This is a genomic window from Desulfomarina profundi (assembly GCF_019703855.1).
Lineage (GTDB): Bacteria > Desulfobacterota > Desulfobulbia > Desulfobulbales > Desulfocapsaceae > Desulfomarina > Desulfomarina profundi.
Genome location: NZ_AP024086.1, coordinates 2,376,408 through 2,393,006, shown reverse-complemented (window position 1 = coordinate 2,393,006; position 16,599 = coordinate 2,376,408). Strand labels below are relative to the sequence as shown.

At 46.2% G+C, this 16,599-nt stretch carries 17 protein-coding genes; 6 read left to right on the top strand and 11 right to left on the bottom strand.

The window, feature by feature from the left end:
- Nucleotides 1-386: 386 nt before the first annotated feature.
- The 4 genes from LO777_RS10995 to LO777_RS10980 all read right to left on the bottom strand — a co-directional run bounded on the left by LO777_RS10995 (nt 387) and on the right by LO777_RS10980 (nt 4,550).
- Nucleotides 387-1,649 (bottom strand): DUF2207 domain-containing protein, encoded by a 1,263-nt coding sequence (locus tag LO777_RS10995; RefSeq protein WP_228853954.1) that lies wholly within the window; start codon nt 1,647-1,649, stop codon nt 387-389.
- A gap of 39 nt (nt 1,650-1,688) precedes the next feature.
- Entirely contained in the window at nt 1,689-1,937 is a 249-nt protein-coding gene (locus LO777_RS10990; protein WP_228853953.1) for a hypothetical protein, read from the bottom strand.
- Between the two features lie 64 nt (nt 1,938-2,001).
- On the bottom strand, nt 2,002-3,576 hold the full coding sequence (locus LO777_RS10985) for a hypothetical protein (protein ID WP_228853952.1): 1,575 nt from the start codon (nt 3,574-3,576) through the stop codon (nt 2,002-2,004).
- Nucleotides 3,577-3,896: 320 nt separating this feature from the next.
- Complete coding sequence (locus tag LO777_RS10980; RefSeq protein ID WP_228853951.1) at nt 3,897-4,550, bottom strand: response regulator; 654 nt, start codon at nt 4,548-4,550, stop codon at nt 3,897-3,899.
- 119 nt (nt 4,551-4,669) lie between these two features.
- Here LO777_RS10980 and LO777_RS10975 point away from each other — a divergent pair, with 119 nt between their 5' ends.
- Nucleotides 4,670-6,499, top strand: a complete 1,830-nt coding sequence (locus LO777_RS10975; protein WP_228853950.1) for a sensor histidine kinase — start codon at nt 4,670-4,672, stop codon at nt 6,497-6,499.
- On the opposite strand, the gene LO777_RS10970 is transcribed toward LO777_RS10975, so the two are convergent.
- Genes LO777_RS10970 through LO777_RS10960 form a run of 3 tightly spaced genes read right to left on the bottom strand, consistent with a single transcriptional unit; the run spans nt 6,485 to nt 10,937 of the window.
- Entirely contained in the window at nt 6,485-7,780 is a 1,296-nt protein-coding gene (locus LO777_RS10970) for a lactate racemase domain-containing protein (protein ID WP_228853949.1), read from the bottom strand. The two genes, LO777_RS10975 and LO777_RS10970, sit on opposite strands and share 15 nt — an antisense overlap.
- Entirely contained in the window at nt 7,777-9,852 is a 2,076-nt protein-coding gene (locus LO777_RS10965) for a TRAP transporter permease (protein WP_228853948.1), read from the bottom strand. The genes LO777_RS10970 and LO777_RS10965 overlap by 4 nt, the downstream gene beginning before the upstream one ends.
- 59 nt (nt 9,853-9,911) lie before the next feature.
- Nucleotides 9,912-10,937 (bottom strand): TAXI family TRAP transporter solute-binding subunit, encoded by a 1,026-nt coding sequence (locus LO777_RS10960; protein ID WP_228853947.1) that lies wholly within the window; start codon nt 10,935-10,937, stop codon nt 9,912-9,914.
- A 426-nt stretch (nt 10,938-11,363) separates the two neighbouring features.
- Between LO777_RS10960 and ctlX the strand changes: the two genes are divergently transcribed.
- Both ctlX and LO777_RS10950 read left to right on the top strand, forming a co-directional pair.
- Nucleotides 11,364-12,257: a citrulline utilization hydrolase CtlX gene (ctlX, locus tag LO777_RS10955; protein WP_407929140.1), complete on the top strand. Its 894-nt coding sequence runs from the start codon at nt 11,364-11,366 to the stop codon at nt 12,255-12,257.
- 165 nt (nt 12,258-12,422) lie between these two features.
- Nucleotides 12,423-12,755, top strand: coding sequence for a carboxymuconolactone decarboxylase family protein (locus LO777_RS10950; RefSeq protein ID WP_228853945.1), 333 nt, complete (start codon nt 12,423-12,425; stop codon nt 12,753-12,755).
- A gap of 5 nt (nt 12,756-12,760) precedes the next feature.
- On the opposite strand, the gene LO777_RS10945 is transcribed toward LO777_RS10950, so the two are convergent.
- The 4 genes from LO777_RS10945 to LO777_RS10930 all read right to left on the bottom strand — a co-directional run bounded on the left by LO777_RS10945 (nt 12,761) and on the right by LO777_RS10930 (nt 15,438).
- The gene (locus LO777_RS10945; RefSeq protein ID WP_228853944.1) at nt 12,761-13,492 is read right to left on the bottom strand and encodes a TPM domain-containing protein; all 732 of its coding nucleotides are present in this window, start codon (nt 13,490-13,492) and stop codon (nt 12,761-12,763) included.
- Nucleotides 13,413-14,285 (bottom strand): TPM domain-containing protein, encoded by an 873-nt coding sequence (locus LO777_RS10940; protein WP_228853943.1) that lies wholly within the window; start codon nt 14,283-14,285, stop codon nt 13,413-13,415. Before LO777_RS10940 ends, LO777_RS10945 begins: the two co-directional genes overlap by 80 nt.
- 18 nt (nt 14,286-14,303) lie before the next feature.
- On the bottom strand, nt 14,304-14,888 hold the full coding sequence (locus LO777_RS10935) for a LemA family protein (protein WP_228853942.1): 585 nt from the start codon (nt 14,886-14,888) through the stop codon (nt 14,304-14,306).
- 193 nt (nt 14,889-15,081) lie between these two features.
- Entirely contained in the window at nt 15,082-15,438 is a 357-nt protein-coding gene (locus tag LO777_RS10930) for a hypothetical protein (RefSeq protein ID WP_228853941.1), read from the bottom strand.
- Here LO777_RS10930 and LO777_RS21055 point away from each other — a divergent pair.
- The 3 genes from LO777_RS21055 (at nt 15,364) to LO777_RS21050 (ending at nt 16,544) form a co-directional block, all read left to right on the top strand.
- Nucleotides 15,364-15,519 carry a transposase zinc-binding domain-containing protein gene (locus LO777_RS21055; protein WP_407929139.1) on the top strand — a complete coding sequence of 52 codons (156 nt, stop codon included), beginning with the start codon at nt 15,364-15,366 and terminating at the stop codon, nt 15,517-15,519. The two genes, LO777_RS10930 and LO777_RS21055, sit on opposite strands and share 75 nt — an antisense overlap.
- A 120-nt stretch (nt 15,520-15,639) precedes the next feature.
- Nucleotides 15,640-16,035: a transposase gene (locus LO777_RS10925; RefSeq protein WP_228853940.1), complete on the top strand. Its 396-nt coding sequence runs from the start codon at nt 15,640-15,642 to the stop codon at nt 16,033-16,035.
- 20 nt (nt 16,036-16,055) lie between these two features.
- Nucleotides 16,056-16,544, top strand: a complete 489-nt coding sequence (locus LO777_RS21050) for a transposase (RefSeq protein ID WP_407929066.1) — start codon at nt 16,056-16,058, stop codon at nt 16,542-16,544.
- Nucleotides 16,545-16,599 lie beyond the last annotated feature (55 nt).

Below are 16,599 nucleotides of genomic sequence, written 5' to 3'. Positions count from 1 at the left end.
TTGAATTGGGAATAGTTACTTTTCCCAGTCTAATATATTTGTCAGTTTAAGTAAAGCCCATCCCGTTAAAGGAGTTTTTTGTTTATTAAATCCTCAGCTTTTGAGAATAACTGTAGAACACAAATAATGAGACAATTATCAGTGACCCAGAATAATTTACACAATGTCCACTCAAGGTCAGTCCAGGCGACGCCATCTTCTACGGTATTTCTGCTGTAAATATAGATCACTATAACTCACTGCCCGGTAAGCGAAGACTCCGAGAATTTTGAACCTGACGCCGCCTGAACTGATGAGAAATGCGGGTTAGAGAGGCTTACATAGGGATGACTTATCACCTGATTTCCAGCCTGGATTGTTGAGATGGAGATGATTTTTCTCTCTCTTTAATGGCGCCACATGTTGTCTCTGTTACTGAGACGGCTCTTTGTGTTCATTTTGCCATAAACAGCTTCACTCACCTGCTGTGCAAAGGTCTGGTGCAGAAGTTTTATCAGTGTCTGTACGTCATCTTGACTGCTGTTTAACCATTGAGGTGGCTCGTTATTGTCATAGTGAAAATTGTGTGCACTTATATCAGCATGCACTCCAAGACCCAGGCTCCAGGGAAGATCTTCTTCACGGATGCTGTAATCGTCTGCGGAAAGATGTTTTGCATAGCCGATAAGCTGGGAGAGTAAAATAGTATTTTTCGGCAGTAAAGGTATTTTTCGCACCATTACAGCGATCATCACCAGTATATCAGGAAACAAAGCAGTGCTCCAATAGGAATGTGTCGCCCAGTCAGAGAATAAAAGCCAGTGTCCAAAGATGGCAAATAGCGTAGCAGCTGCGAGCTTGATGTAGGCGATTATCTTTGAGTCGCCGAAAAATACAGGTAATTCGTGGCTGATGATATATGCAGGGAGGGCAAAAAGAGCTGCGGAAAATAATGTAATGATCAGGGTGGCCGGTTTTTCGCCACCTTGGCTTGCCATGTAAAAGGGAATTTCCGCAATGCACCCCATTAGAGTAAACAGGGCAGGCAGACTGCTTTGACGGGCCATAAAAGCGGAACTGTTTTTCTCTTTGATATCTTCATAGAGCTCTGTTGCAGCTTCCTGCACATCGGGATCAGGTTCTGAGAGAATAGCCTGCAGGCGAATTGGTTCCCCGTGTTGCAGGAGGATGTCTATAAGCTGTTGTTCAAATGCGGTTCTGGAGTGGTGGGAGCCTCTGCTGAGCGACCAGGGGTTATTGCCTTTTTTGTAATCAAGGATAAGGAGACCCCGGGTGCAGAGATCCATGAGCCAGGTAACGAGGCAGAGGGCTTTGTCCTGGCGGTAAAGGTAACTGGCCTGGACTACCGGAAGATCCGGTTTTTTCTTTCTTTTGGAGTTATTGCGATACAGACCGATGAGTTTTCTGTATCTCTGCCAGGTTGGTCTGTAATAGACAACAAGGATAAGGATCAGGCAACCCGTCAATCCCATCCTGTTTTTCTGCCAGAATGGGGGCAGGGCCAGGGCGGCATCGGGATTAAAGAGAAAATCCATGGCCGACCGGAAAAATTTTGTATCCTGATATTTAAGCACAACGAAGAGAAACAGGCCCATAAGGGCAGGTATCAGAAAATTTGCAAAACTGCCTTTTTTTCTCGAGTGAGCCACTTACCTCCTCCCGGAGGAATGATTGTCTCGTTGAGCGGTTTACTGTGTTTTGGAACGACCTGATTTTGTTTTTGGAGTACCTTTTTTCAGCAATACCGGTTTTACCAGTACGCCCTTTGAGGGATCTGATTGAGTCTTTGGTGCCACTTTATCTACGCCTGTTGGTTCGACCAATACGGCCACCGAGTTGTGCCGCTTCTTCACAGATTTAGCAACAGAGAGGAGGGGGACAGATGAAAATACGAATGCAACCAGCGCCAGCAGATAGACTAATTTTTTTCCTTTCATACGAAACCTCCGATAGGGTTGTTGGGTTGTGCCTGTTTTGGCTTGGCAGAGTGTCCATTGTAGTTTATGGACACCCGGTATCACCTTCTGGACAGCCATTACAGAAAGATTTAAAACGCAGTGGTGTCCAGTTTGTACCTCCAGCATGATTGGAGATAAAATTGTAGGTGGTAAAACGGCAGACAGAATCGTTATTTTCATCGTACCAGAGAACGGTACCGCTGATTTTTCTATAACGATTTTTAGTATCTGAATAGACGCCTTCTTTCCAGTTGCCAGTTACGGCAACTTTAAGTACTTCATTACGGTTTTTTGCCACGGGGCCGACAAGAGCCTCGGCCATTGAGCGACGCACAGCCTCAATATTGGAGCCCTTGTAGCTGTCATGTGGAAATGTGAGGCCGGGAGCTACACGATCACCCGCCGCAACAACGAGAGAAAACTCGCCTACGGCAACCGGCTCCTTGGATTGAAACTGGCCCTGTACTCCCCACAATTCAAAACGGATTGCATGACTACCAGGGGAAAGTCCCTGTGCTGCACGACGCCAGGCTGCTGCTTCCCTGCTAAAGTCTTTGTCAAAAGGAATTGGGTTGGGTGCAAATTGATAGGTGGCCCAGGTTTTACCCTGATCCTGATTGAAATTTCCGGTCAAAAACACGCCGAATGAGTCCGTTTTTTTCTGACCGTCAATAAAGAGTTTGAATATGTAACCATAGGAGGTATTTTCCTCGGGTTTATTCATATTGCTCTTACTGTATACCGGTGTATTTGCCAGGGAATGGTTAAAATAAATTCGACCGAAAATGGGATCCGACAGTTTAAAGGTCGTTGTCAGTGGTATAGTGTCTTGTTCGGAAAAGCTGATAATTTTTTTCGACCAGACCATGCGGCCTTTATATTTTTTTGAGAGTCTGCTTGTTAATGGCCGTTCTTTGTATCGGTTCATCATGCGCTTTGCCTCTGCGCCATAGCTTACTTTTTGTACAGTTGCCTGTGCATGTGTCGCTGAATTGACCTTTGCCTGAAGTGTGGCAGCGGTTTTGGTATCCCTTTGCAAACGTGTTGTTACCTGAAGATAAGCTTGATGATCGGTGGGAAAACGGCCCTTATACAGTGACTCAAAATGGCTGAGTTTGTCTTTGGCGATGGAGAGATCGCTGTTTACTCCTGCCACATAGCTTCCGGGATTGTTTGATGTTGCAGCTGCATTCAGACGATTTTCCAGAGTTCGGAGGGCAGAGGCAACTGCAACAAGATCATTGCCCATTTGGTGGGGTAGATTTGCCACGGCTTTATGGTTTGTTTCGATGGGGATATTGAGATTTTTTTTATCGTCAGCCCCTTTCATGGCATTACGGGCTGCATCAATGCGATTTTTCAACGCTGCAATCTGTGGATGGCTGGGATCAAAGCTGCCTGCGTAATATTGAAAAATCTTATCATATTCTTCCTGGGCTTTATCAAGGGCGTTTTCATCTGTCTCACCTTTGGCAATTGCCTTGTTTACCCAACTCAACTCCCTGTCAGCACTACTAACACGGCGCACTATATCGGAATTCAAGTTTGCCGAACTGGCCCCCATCGGGGTGAATAGAAAAACTGTAAATAGTAGTGTCAACAATGCAAGGTATCTCATTTTTACTCTCCCTGGTGGGGCTGCAATAATGTGTTTGATCTTCTGTCAGTCAACAGAAATTGAGTAGGACACTATCATTTTATAGGAGTGGGAGAAATAATCTACTGGGAGAAATACTGATTTCAGGGGTTAAAAAATCTGATAAATCAGCGCAGGTAAGCTGCAGGTAAGTGCTTTGAAGGTCTCACTGCGTTCGCTATCTGTTACTGTTATGAATCAGTAAATAAAACGTAACACATTTTTTCTCGGAGTCGGAGTTTATGCCCTTGTCTTTCAGAGTGCTTACCTGTTTTTCGTTACAGTTTTTACGGAGTAAGGTACTAATATTCCTGTGGTACCAGCCCCTCACTGACTGCATAACGAGTCAGCTCTGCCACACTGTTCAAACTGAGTTTTTTCATAATCTGTCTTCGATGTGAAGAGACTGTTTTTACACTGATAAACAGGCGTGTACCAATCTCATCAGACTTCAATCCTTCGGCTACGAGCTGGAGTACTTCGCGTTCCCGTGTGCTGAGGATTGAAAAAACGGAGCCTTTGTCCTGAAGGTGTGGGCCGGTATAGTCTTTCATAACGGTGGCGACAATCTGGGAGCTCAAATATGGTTTGTCGTTTGTAACCATGCGTATGGCATCTGCAAGTTCTTCAAAAGCACAGTGTTTGACGAGATAACCGGACACGCCCGCCTGCAGCATTTCTTTGACAAATGTATTTGTGGAGTGAATAGAGAGGGCAATCACCTTGGTGTCCGGTTTTGCCTTGAGAATCAACCTGGTCGCATCAATGCCATTGAGATCGGGCATATGGATATCCATGACCACGACATCGACAGCATGTTGTTTGACAAATGTGACCGCATCCCGGCCATTGCCAGCCTCCGCCACAACTTTCAGATCCTTTTCGTTATCAATTAAAGAACGAAGGCCATCCCTTATGAGTTTATGGTCATCGGCAAGTACTATTTTGATCTGCATTGGAACTCCTGGCGTTTTGAGTTGGCCTTGTTTGGTGCAAACTGTATAATCGTAAATGTACGATGATTTTTGAAGGGAAGCAAACTCCTGCTGAGGATTATTACTATCCTTGAAAAAAGATGAAACATCTCTTTACGTATTTTTTCCTGCCAGTGGTGTTTTTGTGTGCGTTATTATTAGTTCCGGCAATAGGGATCTACCATGAATTCTACTGCGAGGGTTCTGGTATTGTCTCATCTTCTGCTCCCGTGTATGAACTTTCGGAGCACTGGCAATATCAGTGGGGAGCTCCAGGGGAAAATACGGTTTCTGATGTCGACTGGAAACCTATAAATAATCCGATAAATCCACCTGGCCGAAGAAACAATACCCTTCTCTGGCTCAGGTACAGGTTGCCCACTACAGCTGTAACAGATGGTACACTCTTTATAGGTGGCAAAGGAGTGCTGTTAACATTTGAGACATTCTTGGACGATCAGCTGATATACAAGTTTGGTAAACTGACAGCCATGGGAGAAGGGAAGTTTTCGGGTATATCCTCCCATCTTATTCATCTTGGTGACGATTACCGTGGGAAAATGGTGACGTTCAAGGTTTTTTCGGATTATGCCAATATAGGTATTCGGGGTAAAGTGGTTTATGGTTCAAGGTCTGCTCTGCTTGAAAACATCATCAAAAATGATTTTAGCCGTTTTATAATCGGTCTCTTTCTTATTTTGATAGGTGTTCTGGATTTACTGGTGTACCGGACAAATTTTGGCCGCGTTGGATCAGTGTCCATGTTTGGTATTCTGGCTGTCAGTATGGGGCTGTACACTACAAATCTTACAGCGCTTAAAGATCTGATTTTTCATGCACCTGTATTTTGGTTCAATGTTTATATTGTTGCCATGTCTCTCATACCTGTCGGGGCGACAGGATTTGTCTGGCAGACCTTCAGGCCGGTAAAAGGGAATATTTTTCACCGTATCTGGCAGTTTCAACTCGGATATGCCTGTATTTGTCAGGTTATTTTTCTGCTTATTCTCCATTCTTTTCTGCCCATGACAGTAGGCTCATGGACATTGAATATTCTTCGTTTACTTCTTCTTGTGCAGATGGGGCTTATTACAGGTGTCTGTATGGTCGATTTTTTTATTAAAAAAGAAAAGTTGGTCGGGATTTACCTGTGTGGTTTTGTGCCGATTATTCTCTGCGGTGTTCACGATGCGCTAGTGGGTCTCGGTAAGCTTGAATCATCATCTTCGTTTGTCCCCTTGGCGCTTCTTGTTTTTATATTGACTCTAGAATGTATCAAACGACTGCAGAATATTGAAATACACAATACGTTGGAAATCTATGCCAGACAACTTGAGAAAAGATCAAACGAAAAAATTGAATTACTTAAAGATCTTCATGATGGGCTTGGAGGGCTTGTAACCAATATAAAATTTTTATCTCAGATGGGGCTGAATAATCCATCGGAAGAGGGGATGAGACAGAGCCTTATCAGTGTCTCTGAGCTTTCAAATGACTGTATGGTCGAGATTGGCAGTTTTATGCAGAGTCTTGATGAGAATGAGGCAGACTGGCTTGTACTGGCACAAACTCTTTCCCATATTGGTGAGAAAATGCTGACGCCTTTGGGATTGTCGTTTGTTTTTAGAAAAAATGTTGATGAAACCATGCCAGAACCGGACGGGTTCCTGTTCTTAAATATCCTGAAAATATTTAAAGAAGCTTTAGCGAATATCATTAAACATGCAGAAGCAGAACATGTTGATGCTGAGTTTCATGTAACAGAAGAAAAAGCAGTCATGGTTATACAGGATGATGGCCAGGGTTTTGGTGATGATATCGTGAAAGGACATGGCCTTGCCAACATGCGGACAAGAGCAGCAAAAATTGGTGGCAGCTTGCTCATTGAATCAAAGGCAGGAACCTGTGTGACTCTGCTATTTAAGCCCTGATAAATGGTACTTCCCGCCGTGCAGGACTGTATTTTTTCGCTTTGATTCTTTTTTCACAAGCAGGCTGCCGTTACTGATCCAGGCCGGAATCGTTTCTGTGGAGGCAAGCAGCTTTTCCACCTCATGGTTCTGCCATTTTTCCACACCTATAAGACGGCATGTTTCAATATCGAGGTTGGTGACCATTCCGATGCGTATTCTCTTCAGTTTGGTCATCATGGCAAGGGCCGTTCCGCCATTTCCCTGGTAATTTTCCCCCAGTGCCTTAAAAGCTTTTTTAAAACTCCCCATCCTGAACCAGGGCAAAAAAGTCTCAGAACCTATTCCGTCCCGACATTCACTGTAGACTATCAGCAGTCCACCGTCTTTTACAAACATGGCGCTGTTATGGATGGCCTTATGACTCTGGATAAAATTGATGTCCTTGGGGAATCCGCCACAGGAGGCAACGACCAGATCAAACGGTTCTGTTTCAATTTCACAGTGTTGTCCATGGATTGCACAGGCTTTGTGGTATTCCTGATTACTGTTGCTGACCAGCATATTACAGACATGTCCGTGGGAATCCAGGATACCGTGGATGGCCATGTCTGCCGGTTTTCGGGCTGCAATTTCTGCCAGATCCTCTGCCAGGGGGTTGTTTTTCAAAGTACCCGGCTGACACCCGGTGGCAAGGCCCTTCTCTTCGAGATAGAGGGAGTGATTTTTATAGATAGCTTTTCTCTCTCCACATCCGGGGAAAAGAAGTTTGCGTCCTCCGCCGTAACCGGCAAAATAATGGTGAACAATCGGACCTATTGTAATGACAGCGCTTGCTTCCATAATATCTTTTCGAAATCGTATTGGAGTCCCGCGGGAGGTTTTTCCGAGATCGACAAAGAGTTTTATGTCATCACAGTCATGGTGAATGAATGGAAAGGAATCGTACGTGTCGCCATAGAGTTGCCTGCTCTCCTCGTCGCTCTGGACTGGATGAGTTCCATAAGCGATTATGAACCGGAGGCTTTTCGGGTGCATGCCATATTGCTTTAAAATCTCAATGAGTGGAGGCAGGTAAGCGGGATAGTCACAGAGTCTGGTTTTATCAGTGACGACGATGACAGGTCTTGAGAGATCAAGAGGATGTTTATTGAGAAAACGGGAAAGACTCCTTTTGAACAGTGTACTGTTCATTCTGGGGGAGGGATTCGAGATGCTCAGATCAATACTGTTCGCCGGAAATGTTACGGGGAGGAATTTTTTTCCAAAAGCAATTTCACAGACTCGGCCGGAATTTTTCATTTTGTTGCCGGTTCAGGGGTTAAGGTTTGTGCCTGTCCTCTTTTCACATTGAAAAACAACAGGAAAGTGAAGGCAATGGCCGCAGCCGAATGGATCAGTATGTTTGAGGGCGCAAGCAGGGAAAAAGCCAGACCCAGAACAACCAGTCTCAAAACCCAACTCAATTTCTGCTCAAGATATCCCTGGATGGCTCCGGTAAAGGCATAAACTCCGATGAGGGCAAAGAGGAATATTGAAATCACCTCGTACCATGAGCCACCCAGGAAGGGGGTATAGGCAAAAAGCAGTGGCATGATATAGATTCCCTTGGCAATTTTCCAGGATTCCAGTCCGGTCGACATGGGCGGAGTTTTGGCAATGGCGGCAGCGGTAAAGGCGGTCAGGCAGACCGGCGGAGTAACATTACTGTCCTGGCTGAGCCAGAAAATAATCATATGAGCGGAGAGCAGGGCAAAGGTGGCTGTGCTGCCTCCCACGGCAATATCGCGCAAGGTCCCGGCCAGGTCAGGAGGCACAGCCGCCAGCAGAGCCGCAGCCTGGTCCAGTCCCATTGAATGGTTCAGCATGCCGACCTTTTCAGGCAGGGCGAGCATGAAGATCGCTTTTGCCTCTTCTGAAAGAAGTCCGGCGGCAATCAGTTCAATAAGTTTATTGTCAATAATCAGGTTGTAGAGGGCAGGTGCCGACAGGGTTCCAAGGACAATATAAGCTGCAGTTACCGGCAGTCCCATACCGAGGACCAGGGAGGCGAGGGCGATGAGGATTATGGCAATGATAAGGCTGTGTCCCGCCCAGTTTGTGATCATGAGAGAAAAAGTATTGCCGATTCCCGTGGTGGCGATAACGTTGACAATCAATCCGACACTGCAGAGGAGAATGGCCGTCATGGTCATGTTCTTTGCCCCCAGGGCCAGGGCTTCCAGAATAGCCCGCGGTCCCATCCTGTTCGGGGTAAGCCAGGAGGCAGCAATAACTGCGAGAATCGATATTCCGGCAGCATAAGTTGGTGTAAATCCGAAAACGAGCAGGCCGATCAGAACCGTTATGGGGAGAAGAAAGGGCAGTCCGCCTTTTTTCAATACTTCCATTGGTTTTACTCTTTCATCCTCTATAACCTGTACATTTCTCTTTTTGGCTTCAATTCGGACAAAGAAGGCCACCGTGGCAAAGTAAAGAATGGCCGGAAGTACGCTGACCGTCACTATTGTCGTGTAGGGAATCTGGGTGTAACTTGCCATGACAAAAGCGCCGGCGCCCATGATGGGAGGCATGAGTTGGCCACCAGTGGATGCGGCCGCTTCAACACCTGCAGCAAATTTCGGTGGAAACCCAGCTTTTTTCATTAACGGAATGGTAATTACACCAGTGGATGCCGTGTTTGCAACTGCAGAGCCGGAGATAGTTCCCGTCAACCCTGAGGCGAACACTGCAACCAGCCCTGGCCCTCCTACAGTTCTTCCGGCAACGGCTCTTGCCAGGTTGATAACGAAATCACCTGCCCCGGAACGCAGGAGAAAAGCACCGAACAGGATAAACATGAAAACAAAAGTTGATGATATCCTGGCAATATTGCCGAATAAGCCGTCGTCTCCGTAAATGGATCTGAAAAGAATGGTTTCCGAAGTCAGTCCACTGAATCGAAAGACGCCGTCCAACAGTCCACCCCACCAGCCAACATATGTCAGGGCGAGAATAATGAGAATGGGAATGATCGGCCCCGTTGTTCGCCGGGTCAATTCAAGGGCCGAGAGAATAAGAAGAATACCGGCAATCCATTCAGGGAGAGCCAGATGGACGCCTCGGGCATAGATGGCATCCTCCATGGATATTAAATAGAGTGCCGATATCGCAGCCGTTATACCTATAATAATATCAATCGTCAGGATGAAACGTGATCGTTCTTTCTTTCCCGAAAACATCGGGTAGGAAAGGGTACAGAGAATTGCAAAACCGGAATAGTGGAGTGAATTCTGCCATAATCCGGGTAATATTCCAAAAATATTGAAATAGATATGGAGCAGAGATATGGCAATTCCGACAAAAAACAGCGCCTTTTCAATTTTTTTTTGCACCGCACGCCTCCAGATTTGACCGGTTTGTATTATTTCATCCTGACGGATTCAGGACAAACTTACTTGGCAGTGAGATATTCCGGTATTTTCAGACCGATTTCCCGGTAGTAGCGCACTGCACCCGGATGGAGGGGCATGGGCAGTCCGGCCAGGGCCTTGTCAGGTTTGATGGCTTTGGTGGCTTTATGTATGGCATTGAGAAACGGCAGGTTTTCATAAATGGTTTTTGTGATTTGGTAAACAGCCTCTTCGCTCACATCAGCCCGTACCGCCAGAAAATTCGGTTGAGCAATGGTTTTCACATCCTTGTCCTGACTGGGATAGGTGCCGGCTGGAATGACATATCTTGTCCAGAGATTCAGACCGCCATCAGCTTTTTTTGCCTGTTCATCTGTAAAATCGAGAATGGTCACTTTCTTTCCCATGGCTGCAAGAGCTCTGGTCACTGCTCCGGCGGGAACACCAGCCGGGGTCGACATGCCGACAATCTGTCCGTTCTGCAGAGCATCAGCACTGGGCCCGTAACCAACATGGATCAGTTTAAAATCCTTTTCCGCATCCAGGCCGAGGTTACGAAGGATTGTCTTGTTGGAACCGATTGTCCCGGAGTTCTTTTTTCCCAGGGAAAGCCTTTCCCCCTTGAGTCCTGCGATATCTGCGATAGTTCCTGTCTTTGCCCTGTTCGAAAGAATTGTGAATTGCTCAACATTCTGCCAGAGCATGGTTACTGAACGGAGTTCCTTCTGGGGCCCGTCCTGCGTCAGGGGGCCTTTTCCGTTCCAGGCATAGTAACCGAAAAGTCCCTGGAGAATGGCAAACTGGGCTTCGTTTTCCCGTAGAAGTTTGACATTTTCACCGGAACCGGCCGAGTTGATAGCTGACATTCCGATTTTCAGCTTGGGCTGCAGTTTGACCTTGGTGAGTGTGGAAATTGCCACTCCAACCGGATAATAGGTACCCCCGGTACTGGCGGTTGCAAGCAGGAAGTTTTGGGGTTGGGGTGCGGCAAGAGCGCTTCCCGTCAGAAATAGTCCCGTCACACAGGCAGCTACAGCAAATCGTTTTAACAGTAGTTCTAACTTCATGTCAGTCTCCAGATAGAATGAAATTTTCAGTTTCCATTAAAAATGACAATGGAAACCCCCTCTGACTGTTTAGAGCAAAAAATATACCATGATAACGTTTTGTAGTTCAAAATTCATGAGGAGCTAAAATAACAGGAAAATATAACAGTAAGCGGCGCGTTGAATTGGAAGCAATCGGCAGGCGCAAACCATTTCCAGGGGGATGATCGGCAAAATTTTGCCGATACAACCCATGACATATCAGGAATGGTTGAGTCTTTTTTGATTGGGTCATGCCGGTTGGAAAAAGAATTGAGAGAAGTGGCAAAAAAGAATAATATGGGACTGTCTGCAGATATTGTATTCAATTATTGTCCACAGTTGAAGTTGTGATCGGGAGGAAAGGATGTGATTTCAAAATGTATTCAAGCCCCTGGCGCTGTGGTTATGGTACGTCCCCACAGGTTTCATCCAAATCCGGAGACCGCTTCAGACAATGCATTTCAGCGAACCGACAGTGACAGAACTGTCAGACAGATGGCGGAAGACGGGTATCGGGAGGTAACAGAGGCAGCCAGGCGTCTGGAAAAAGAAGGTGTGCGGGTCCATATTTTTGAGGACCGTGGGGAGAAGGAGACTCCGGATTCGGTTTTTCCGAACAACTGGTTTTCCACCCATCCCGGTGGACATGTTGCTGTCTATCCCATGTACTCCCCGAGCAGACGGCGGGAGAGACGTTCTGATATTCTGGAGATGCTGAAGGCGGAGTATCGGGTCCAGGATATTATCGATTATTCCTGCCTGGAATATGACGGGCTTTTTCTGGAGGGAACCGGAGCCATGGTTCTTGATCATATTGCTCGGGTTGCCTATACGGCTCGTTCAAACCGGGCAGATCCCATTGCTCTGGAACGGTTCTGCACTCATTTTAATTTTGAACCTATGGCTTTTGATACTGCAGATCCCGGTGGTCGATCGATTTATCATACCAATGTGATGATGTCTATCGCGACGGATTTTGCCATGGTTGGTTTCGAGATAATGAGTGACAGGGCAAGAAGAGAGGAGATAAGAGCACGTCTGAGAGAAATGGGCAGGGATGTCATTGAGCTTGATAACGAGCAGATCAGCGAGTTTGCCGCAAATTCAATTGAGCTGTCTGCCGGTGATAAGAGAATTCTTGCCATTTCTTCAAGGGGGGCTGCATCACTGCATAAAGAGCAGAAGGATATTATAGAAAAATCGATAAAAATTGTCGAATTGTCTGTACCTACAATCGAACTTGCCGGTGGCTCTGTCCGCTGTATGCTGGCAGGAATCCATCTCGCGAGGAGATATTAATTTGTTCAGCTCACACGGATTGGTGCAAAACGAGTGTTGTGGCAGTTTATGAGAAAAGGTCTTATAATGAGTAAGCCCGATGAGAAATGCGGGTGAGAGATTATTTTTTATTGGAAAAATATTGTTTAACAAATCGAAAAATTTTCAGGCAGACAGGGGCGGATTATGGATAAATTTCACTCAAGAAACAGAACCTATCATGATATTTCAAAGCGTTACCCGGATGTAATTGAAGCTCTTGAAAAACTTGGTTCAACAATTCGGGGGTTGGGCCCACTGGACGAAAAAACCAGTCACCTGATCCAGATTGCCGCAGCAGCAACAGGGAGATCCGAAGGTGCCGTCCACTCTCACACCAGGCGCGCCATTAAGGCGGGTGCCACAAGGGAAGAAATATATCACACTCTGCTTTTGCTCATTTCCACCATAGGTTTTCCCCAGACCATGGCGGCTATTTCCTGGTGCAGAGATATACTGGAAGGCTCAGGAGGTGAGTAGATCAGTCAGCGGATAATGATATTGTGGAGTTCATCCTTGTCGTTTTCCTTGATGGGGAAATGACTGCTGAGAATTTTGCCTATTTCCCGTACGGCATTGCAGATGGCTTCACATTTATTATTTTCTTTAATACCACGGGTAAGATCTGAGATTATTGTATCCCAGGTGCTCTGGTCAATCTTTTCATTGATCCGGCAATCTCCAAGGATCCAGACCTTCTTCTCCATGACGGAGATATAGAGCAGAATACCGTTTTCGTCTTCTGTTTTGTAGAGTTGTTCTGTGAAAAAAGAGGTGATGGCGCCTTCGCTGACTTCTTCTTCCACCTGCAGCGGGTCGAGAAAAAATCTTTTCAAACTGTTGGAACGGTTGGCGAAGGGATGAATTGTGATATAAAAAATTGAAAAAAGAGCCAGGAAAAACCATATGTTTTGAGAGCCTATCCATATTGCCGGTCCGAGAACCATATTGGCGATAAGGGCAAGAGGCAGGGCAAAGAGTACAGTGCCCGTTATTGCGGCTGTCGGATAACTGTGGGATCTTGAAACAACCATTACCACAATTTCTCCGGAAGTTTTCAGTTCCATTTCGTGAACAGTTTCAGTTATCTTCTTCTGTTCGTCCCCGGTGAGAAATTTTTGTGCCATAGTTGCCATATTACCACCCTCCGGAGGAGCCACCGCCACCAAAGCCGCCACCGCCACCGCTGAAACCGCCGCCGCCACTGAAACCGCCAAAAGATCCTCCGGAGCCGTGGGACCAGCCCCCTGGATGTCCGGAACGGGTTGATGAGCCGGGTGTGGCTGCCAGATAACCTAAAAAACCACCTGCAGGAATAAGGGCAAGCAGATAAAGACCCAGACCGAAAAACAGGTAGGTGAGCAGAGGAGCAAGAATGGCGCCGATAGTTACCGCCAGGCCTCTTTTTTTCTGGAACATTCTGCCCAGGTTGAAAAATGCGAAAAGAATAAAAATTAAAAATCCGGAAAAGTCATTGTTGTTTTTTCTGGCAGTGGATGTAAAGGCGGAGGCGTCAAATTCTCCCTTTACTGCGGCCGTTATAGCCGCAATACCATCAATGACACCTTGGTCAAAATTGCCACTTTTGAATTTCGGGGTAATGATGTTCCTGATGATTCTGCCCGCTGTCAAGTCAGTGAGCGAGCCTTCAAGACCATACCCCACTTCAATACGGATTTTTCTTTCTTTTTTGGCGATGAGCAGTAGAACACCGTTGTCGGCATCTTTTTGTCCCAGCTGCCATGTTTCGGCAACTTTGAGTGAAAATTCCTCGAGATTTTCCCCTTCCAGGGAATTGACAGTAAATACTACTATCTGAGTTGATTCCTTTTTTTCAAAATCTGCCAGAAAATTTTCAAGTTGGCTAACCGTGGTGGGAGAGAGGAGGGAACCGTTATCGATAACCCTGCCGGTCAGCGGGGGAACCGCTTTTGCCCGGACCTGCATGGGGGAAAACACTGCAGAAATGTACAGTGTCAACAGCAGGATGAAGAGGTTTCTCGGGTTCATTTCAACTCTTCCATTTTTCTAAAATTTGACTTTCGGTACAGCTTTTGCGCCTTCGTCCGCCTTGAAGTACTCCTTCCTTTCAAGATGAAGAAGTAGGGAATTTGTCAGGCTGGCGGGAAAGACACGGATGGCCCTGTTGAAAACCTCAACGGCTTTGTTGTATCTCTGGCGGGCGACATTGATTCGGTTTTCCGTTCCTTCCAGCTGGCTTTGCAGATCAAGAAAATTCTGGTTTGCCTTCAGGTCGGGATATCGTTCCACAACCAGCATGAGTTTGGAGAGTGCGCTGGTCAGCCCTCCCTGGGCAGCCTGGAGTTTCTGCATCGCGGCCGGATCACTCAGGTCGTCGGTAGTGAGCTGGACAGCACCGGCTTTGGAGCGCGCATTGATCACCGCTTCCAGGGTTTCTGCCTCGTGTTTCGCGTATCCCTTGACAGTCTCTACCAGGTTGGGAATAAGGTCTGCACGCCGCTGCAGGGTCGATTCCACGTCGGCCCAGGTTTTGAAAACGGCCTCTTCTTTGACCTGAAGAGAGTTGTAACCACAGCCTGCAAGAGAAATAATAACAAAAAACAGCAGTACGGAACGAGTTAAACGGATCATAAGTTCTCCTGGTAAGAAATGATTAATCCGGGACTATAACATGAAGGTGGACCAAAAGTAATCGTTTTTTTCATCTATTATGTTTCCTGAAACTCGAAGAATTTAAATCTCAATCCTGCACTTCAAAAATAAAGAAAAATTTTCAGTTTCCGGACGAGATTCCGGTCAGGTGATAGGTAATCGCTTTTTTAGATCAACCTAAAAGATAACTTTTTTCTCGGTATTTTCGCGCAGCACTCCTACAACTATATCCATGACATAGGAAAAATGTAAGAACCTGCTGCTCCCATAGCTCTTCTACCAGCCAGAGGGGCATAGCATGGAATGCAGCGACATTGCCGGTGTCTATAAAAGAAGAAAGCCTCAGGAAACCTCCCTGTGGAAACTCCTGGATGGCCACTTCTTTGATTTCGAAGAGCGCTATGACGAGCTTTTTCAGGAGCAATATGGGTTTTACCGTCCGGTAATCTCGCATATAGTGAATAAATACCTTGAATGTGGTGACCTCCATCAAGGCTTTGCTCGCACCAAGTGCCTTGACTGTCATCATGAATTTATTTTGGCATTTTCATGTCGAGGAAGATGGTTTCGGAGTCTCCCTTCGGTCGCTTACCTGCCTAAGCTGCCATAACAAAAAAGTGGTCCAGTTCGGCCATCATCTCAAGGAAACGGTACGTTATCCCGTACCTCACTGGCAATAAGTTTTTTCCATCCCAAGATATTAAGAAAGTTCTTCCTCTTTGATTGGAAATTGCTTGGTAAACTCAACCATGAACTATTTCTCGAATCATCACACACCGATCCACCGCAGATCATCCTTGATGTCGATGCAACTGACGATCCATTGCACGGCAACCAGGAGGGGCGTTTTTTCCATGGTTACTACAAGGCATATTGCTATTTGCCTCTCTACATTTTCTGTGGTGAGCACTTGCTCTGTGCCCGACTGCGCACGGCAGATAATGATGCAGCTTCCAGGACAGTGGAAGAGTTGGCACCGATTGTTGAATGTATTCGTAACAGGTGGCCGAATACCCAAATAGTTGTTCGAGGTGATAGTGGTTTTTGCCGTGAAGAACTGATGAGTTGGTGCGAAGACAATGATGTCGATTTCGTTCTTGGTGTCGCAAAAAAAACAGCCGATTGAAGGCCGAGATAGAAGAAGAAATGGCCTTGGTCAAAGCTCTGTTCCAATGCAGTGGTAATTCATCGCGTGTCTTCAAGGATTTTTGTTGCAGGACCTTGAATACCTGGCGCTGGTATCGGAGAGTTATTGGTAAAGCTGAGTATTTGCCAAAAGGCGAAAATCCTCGGTTTATTGTTACATCGTTGCCAGAGGCACAGTACGACGCGAAGGTTTTATATGAGCAGATATACTGTGCTCGGGGAGACATGGAGAATCGAATCAAAGAGCAGCAGTTAGTGCTCTTTTCCGCGCGAACCAGTACCAGTAAAATGAGGAGCAATCAAATACGGCTCTATTTCTCATCAATCGCATACATTCTATTGCAAACACAGCGACAGCTCTGTCTGACAGGGACAGAGATATCAAAAGCTCAATGTGATTCTATCAGGCTGAAAATATTGAAGATTGGAGAAAAACTGAAAATCACAGTACGGAAAATATGGATAAGCCTGGCAACTGGCTACCCATAAAAAGAGCTTTGGGATACAATCTTCAACCGATTAGCTGAGATACCCGTACGAGGCT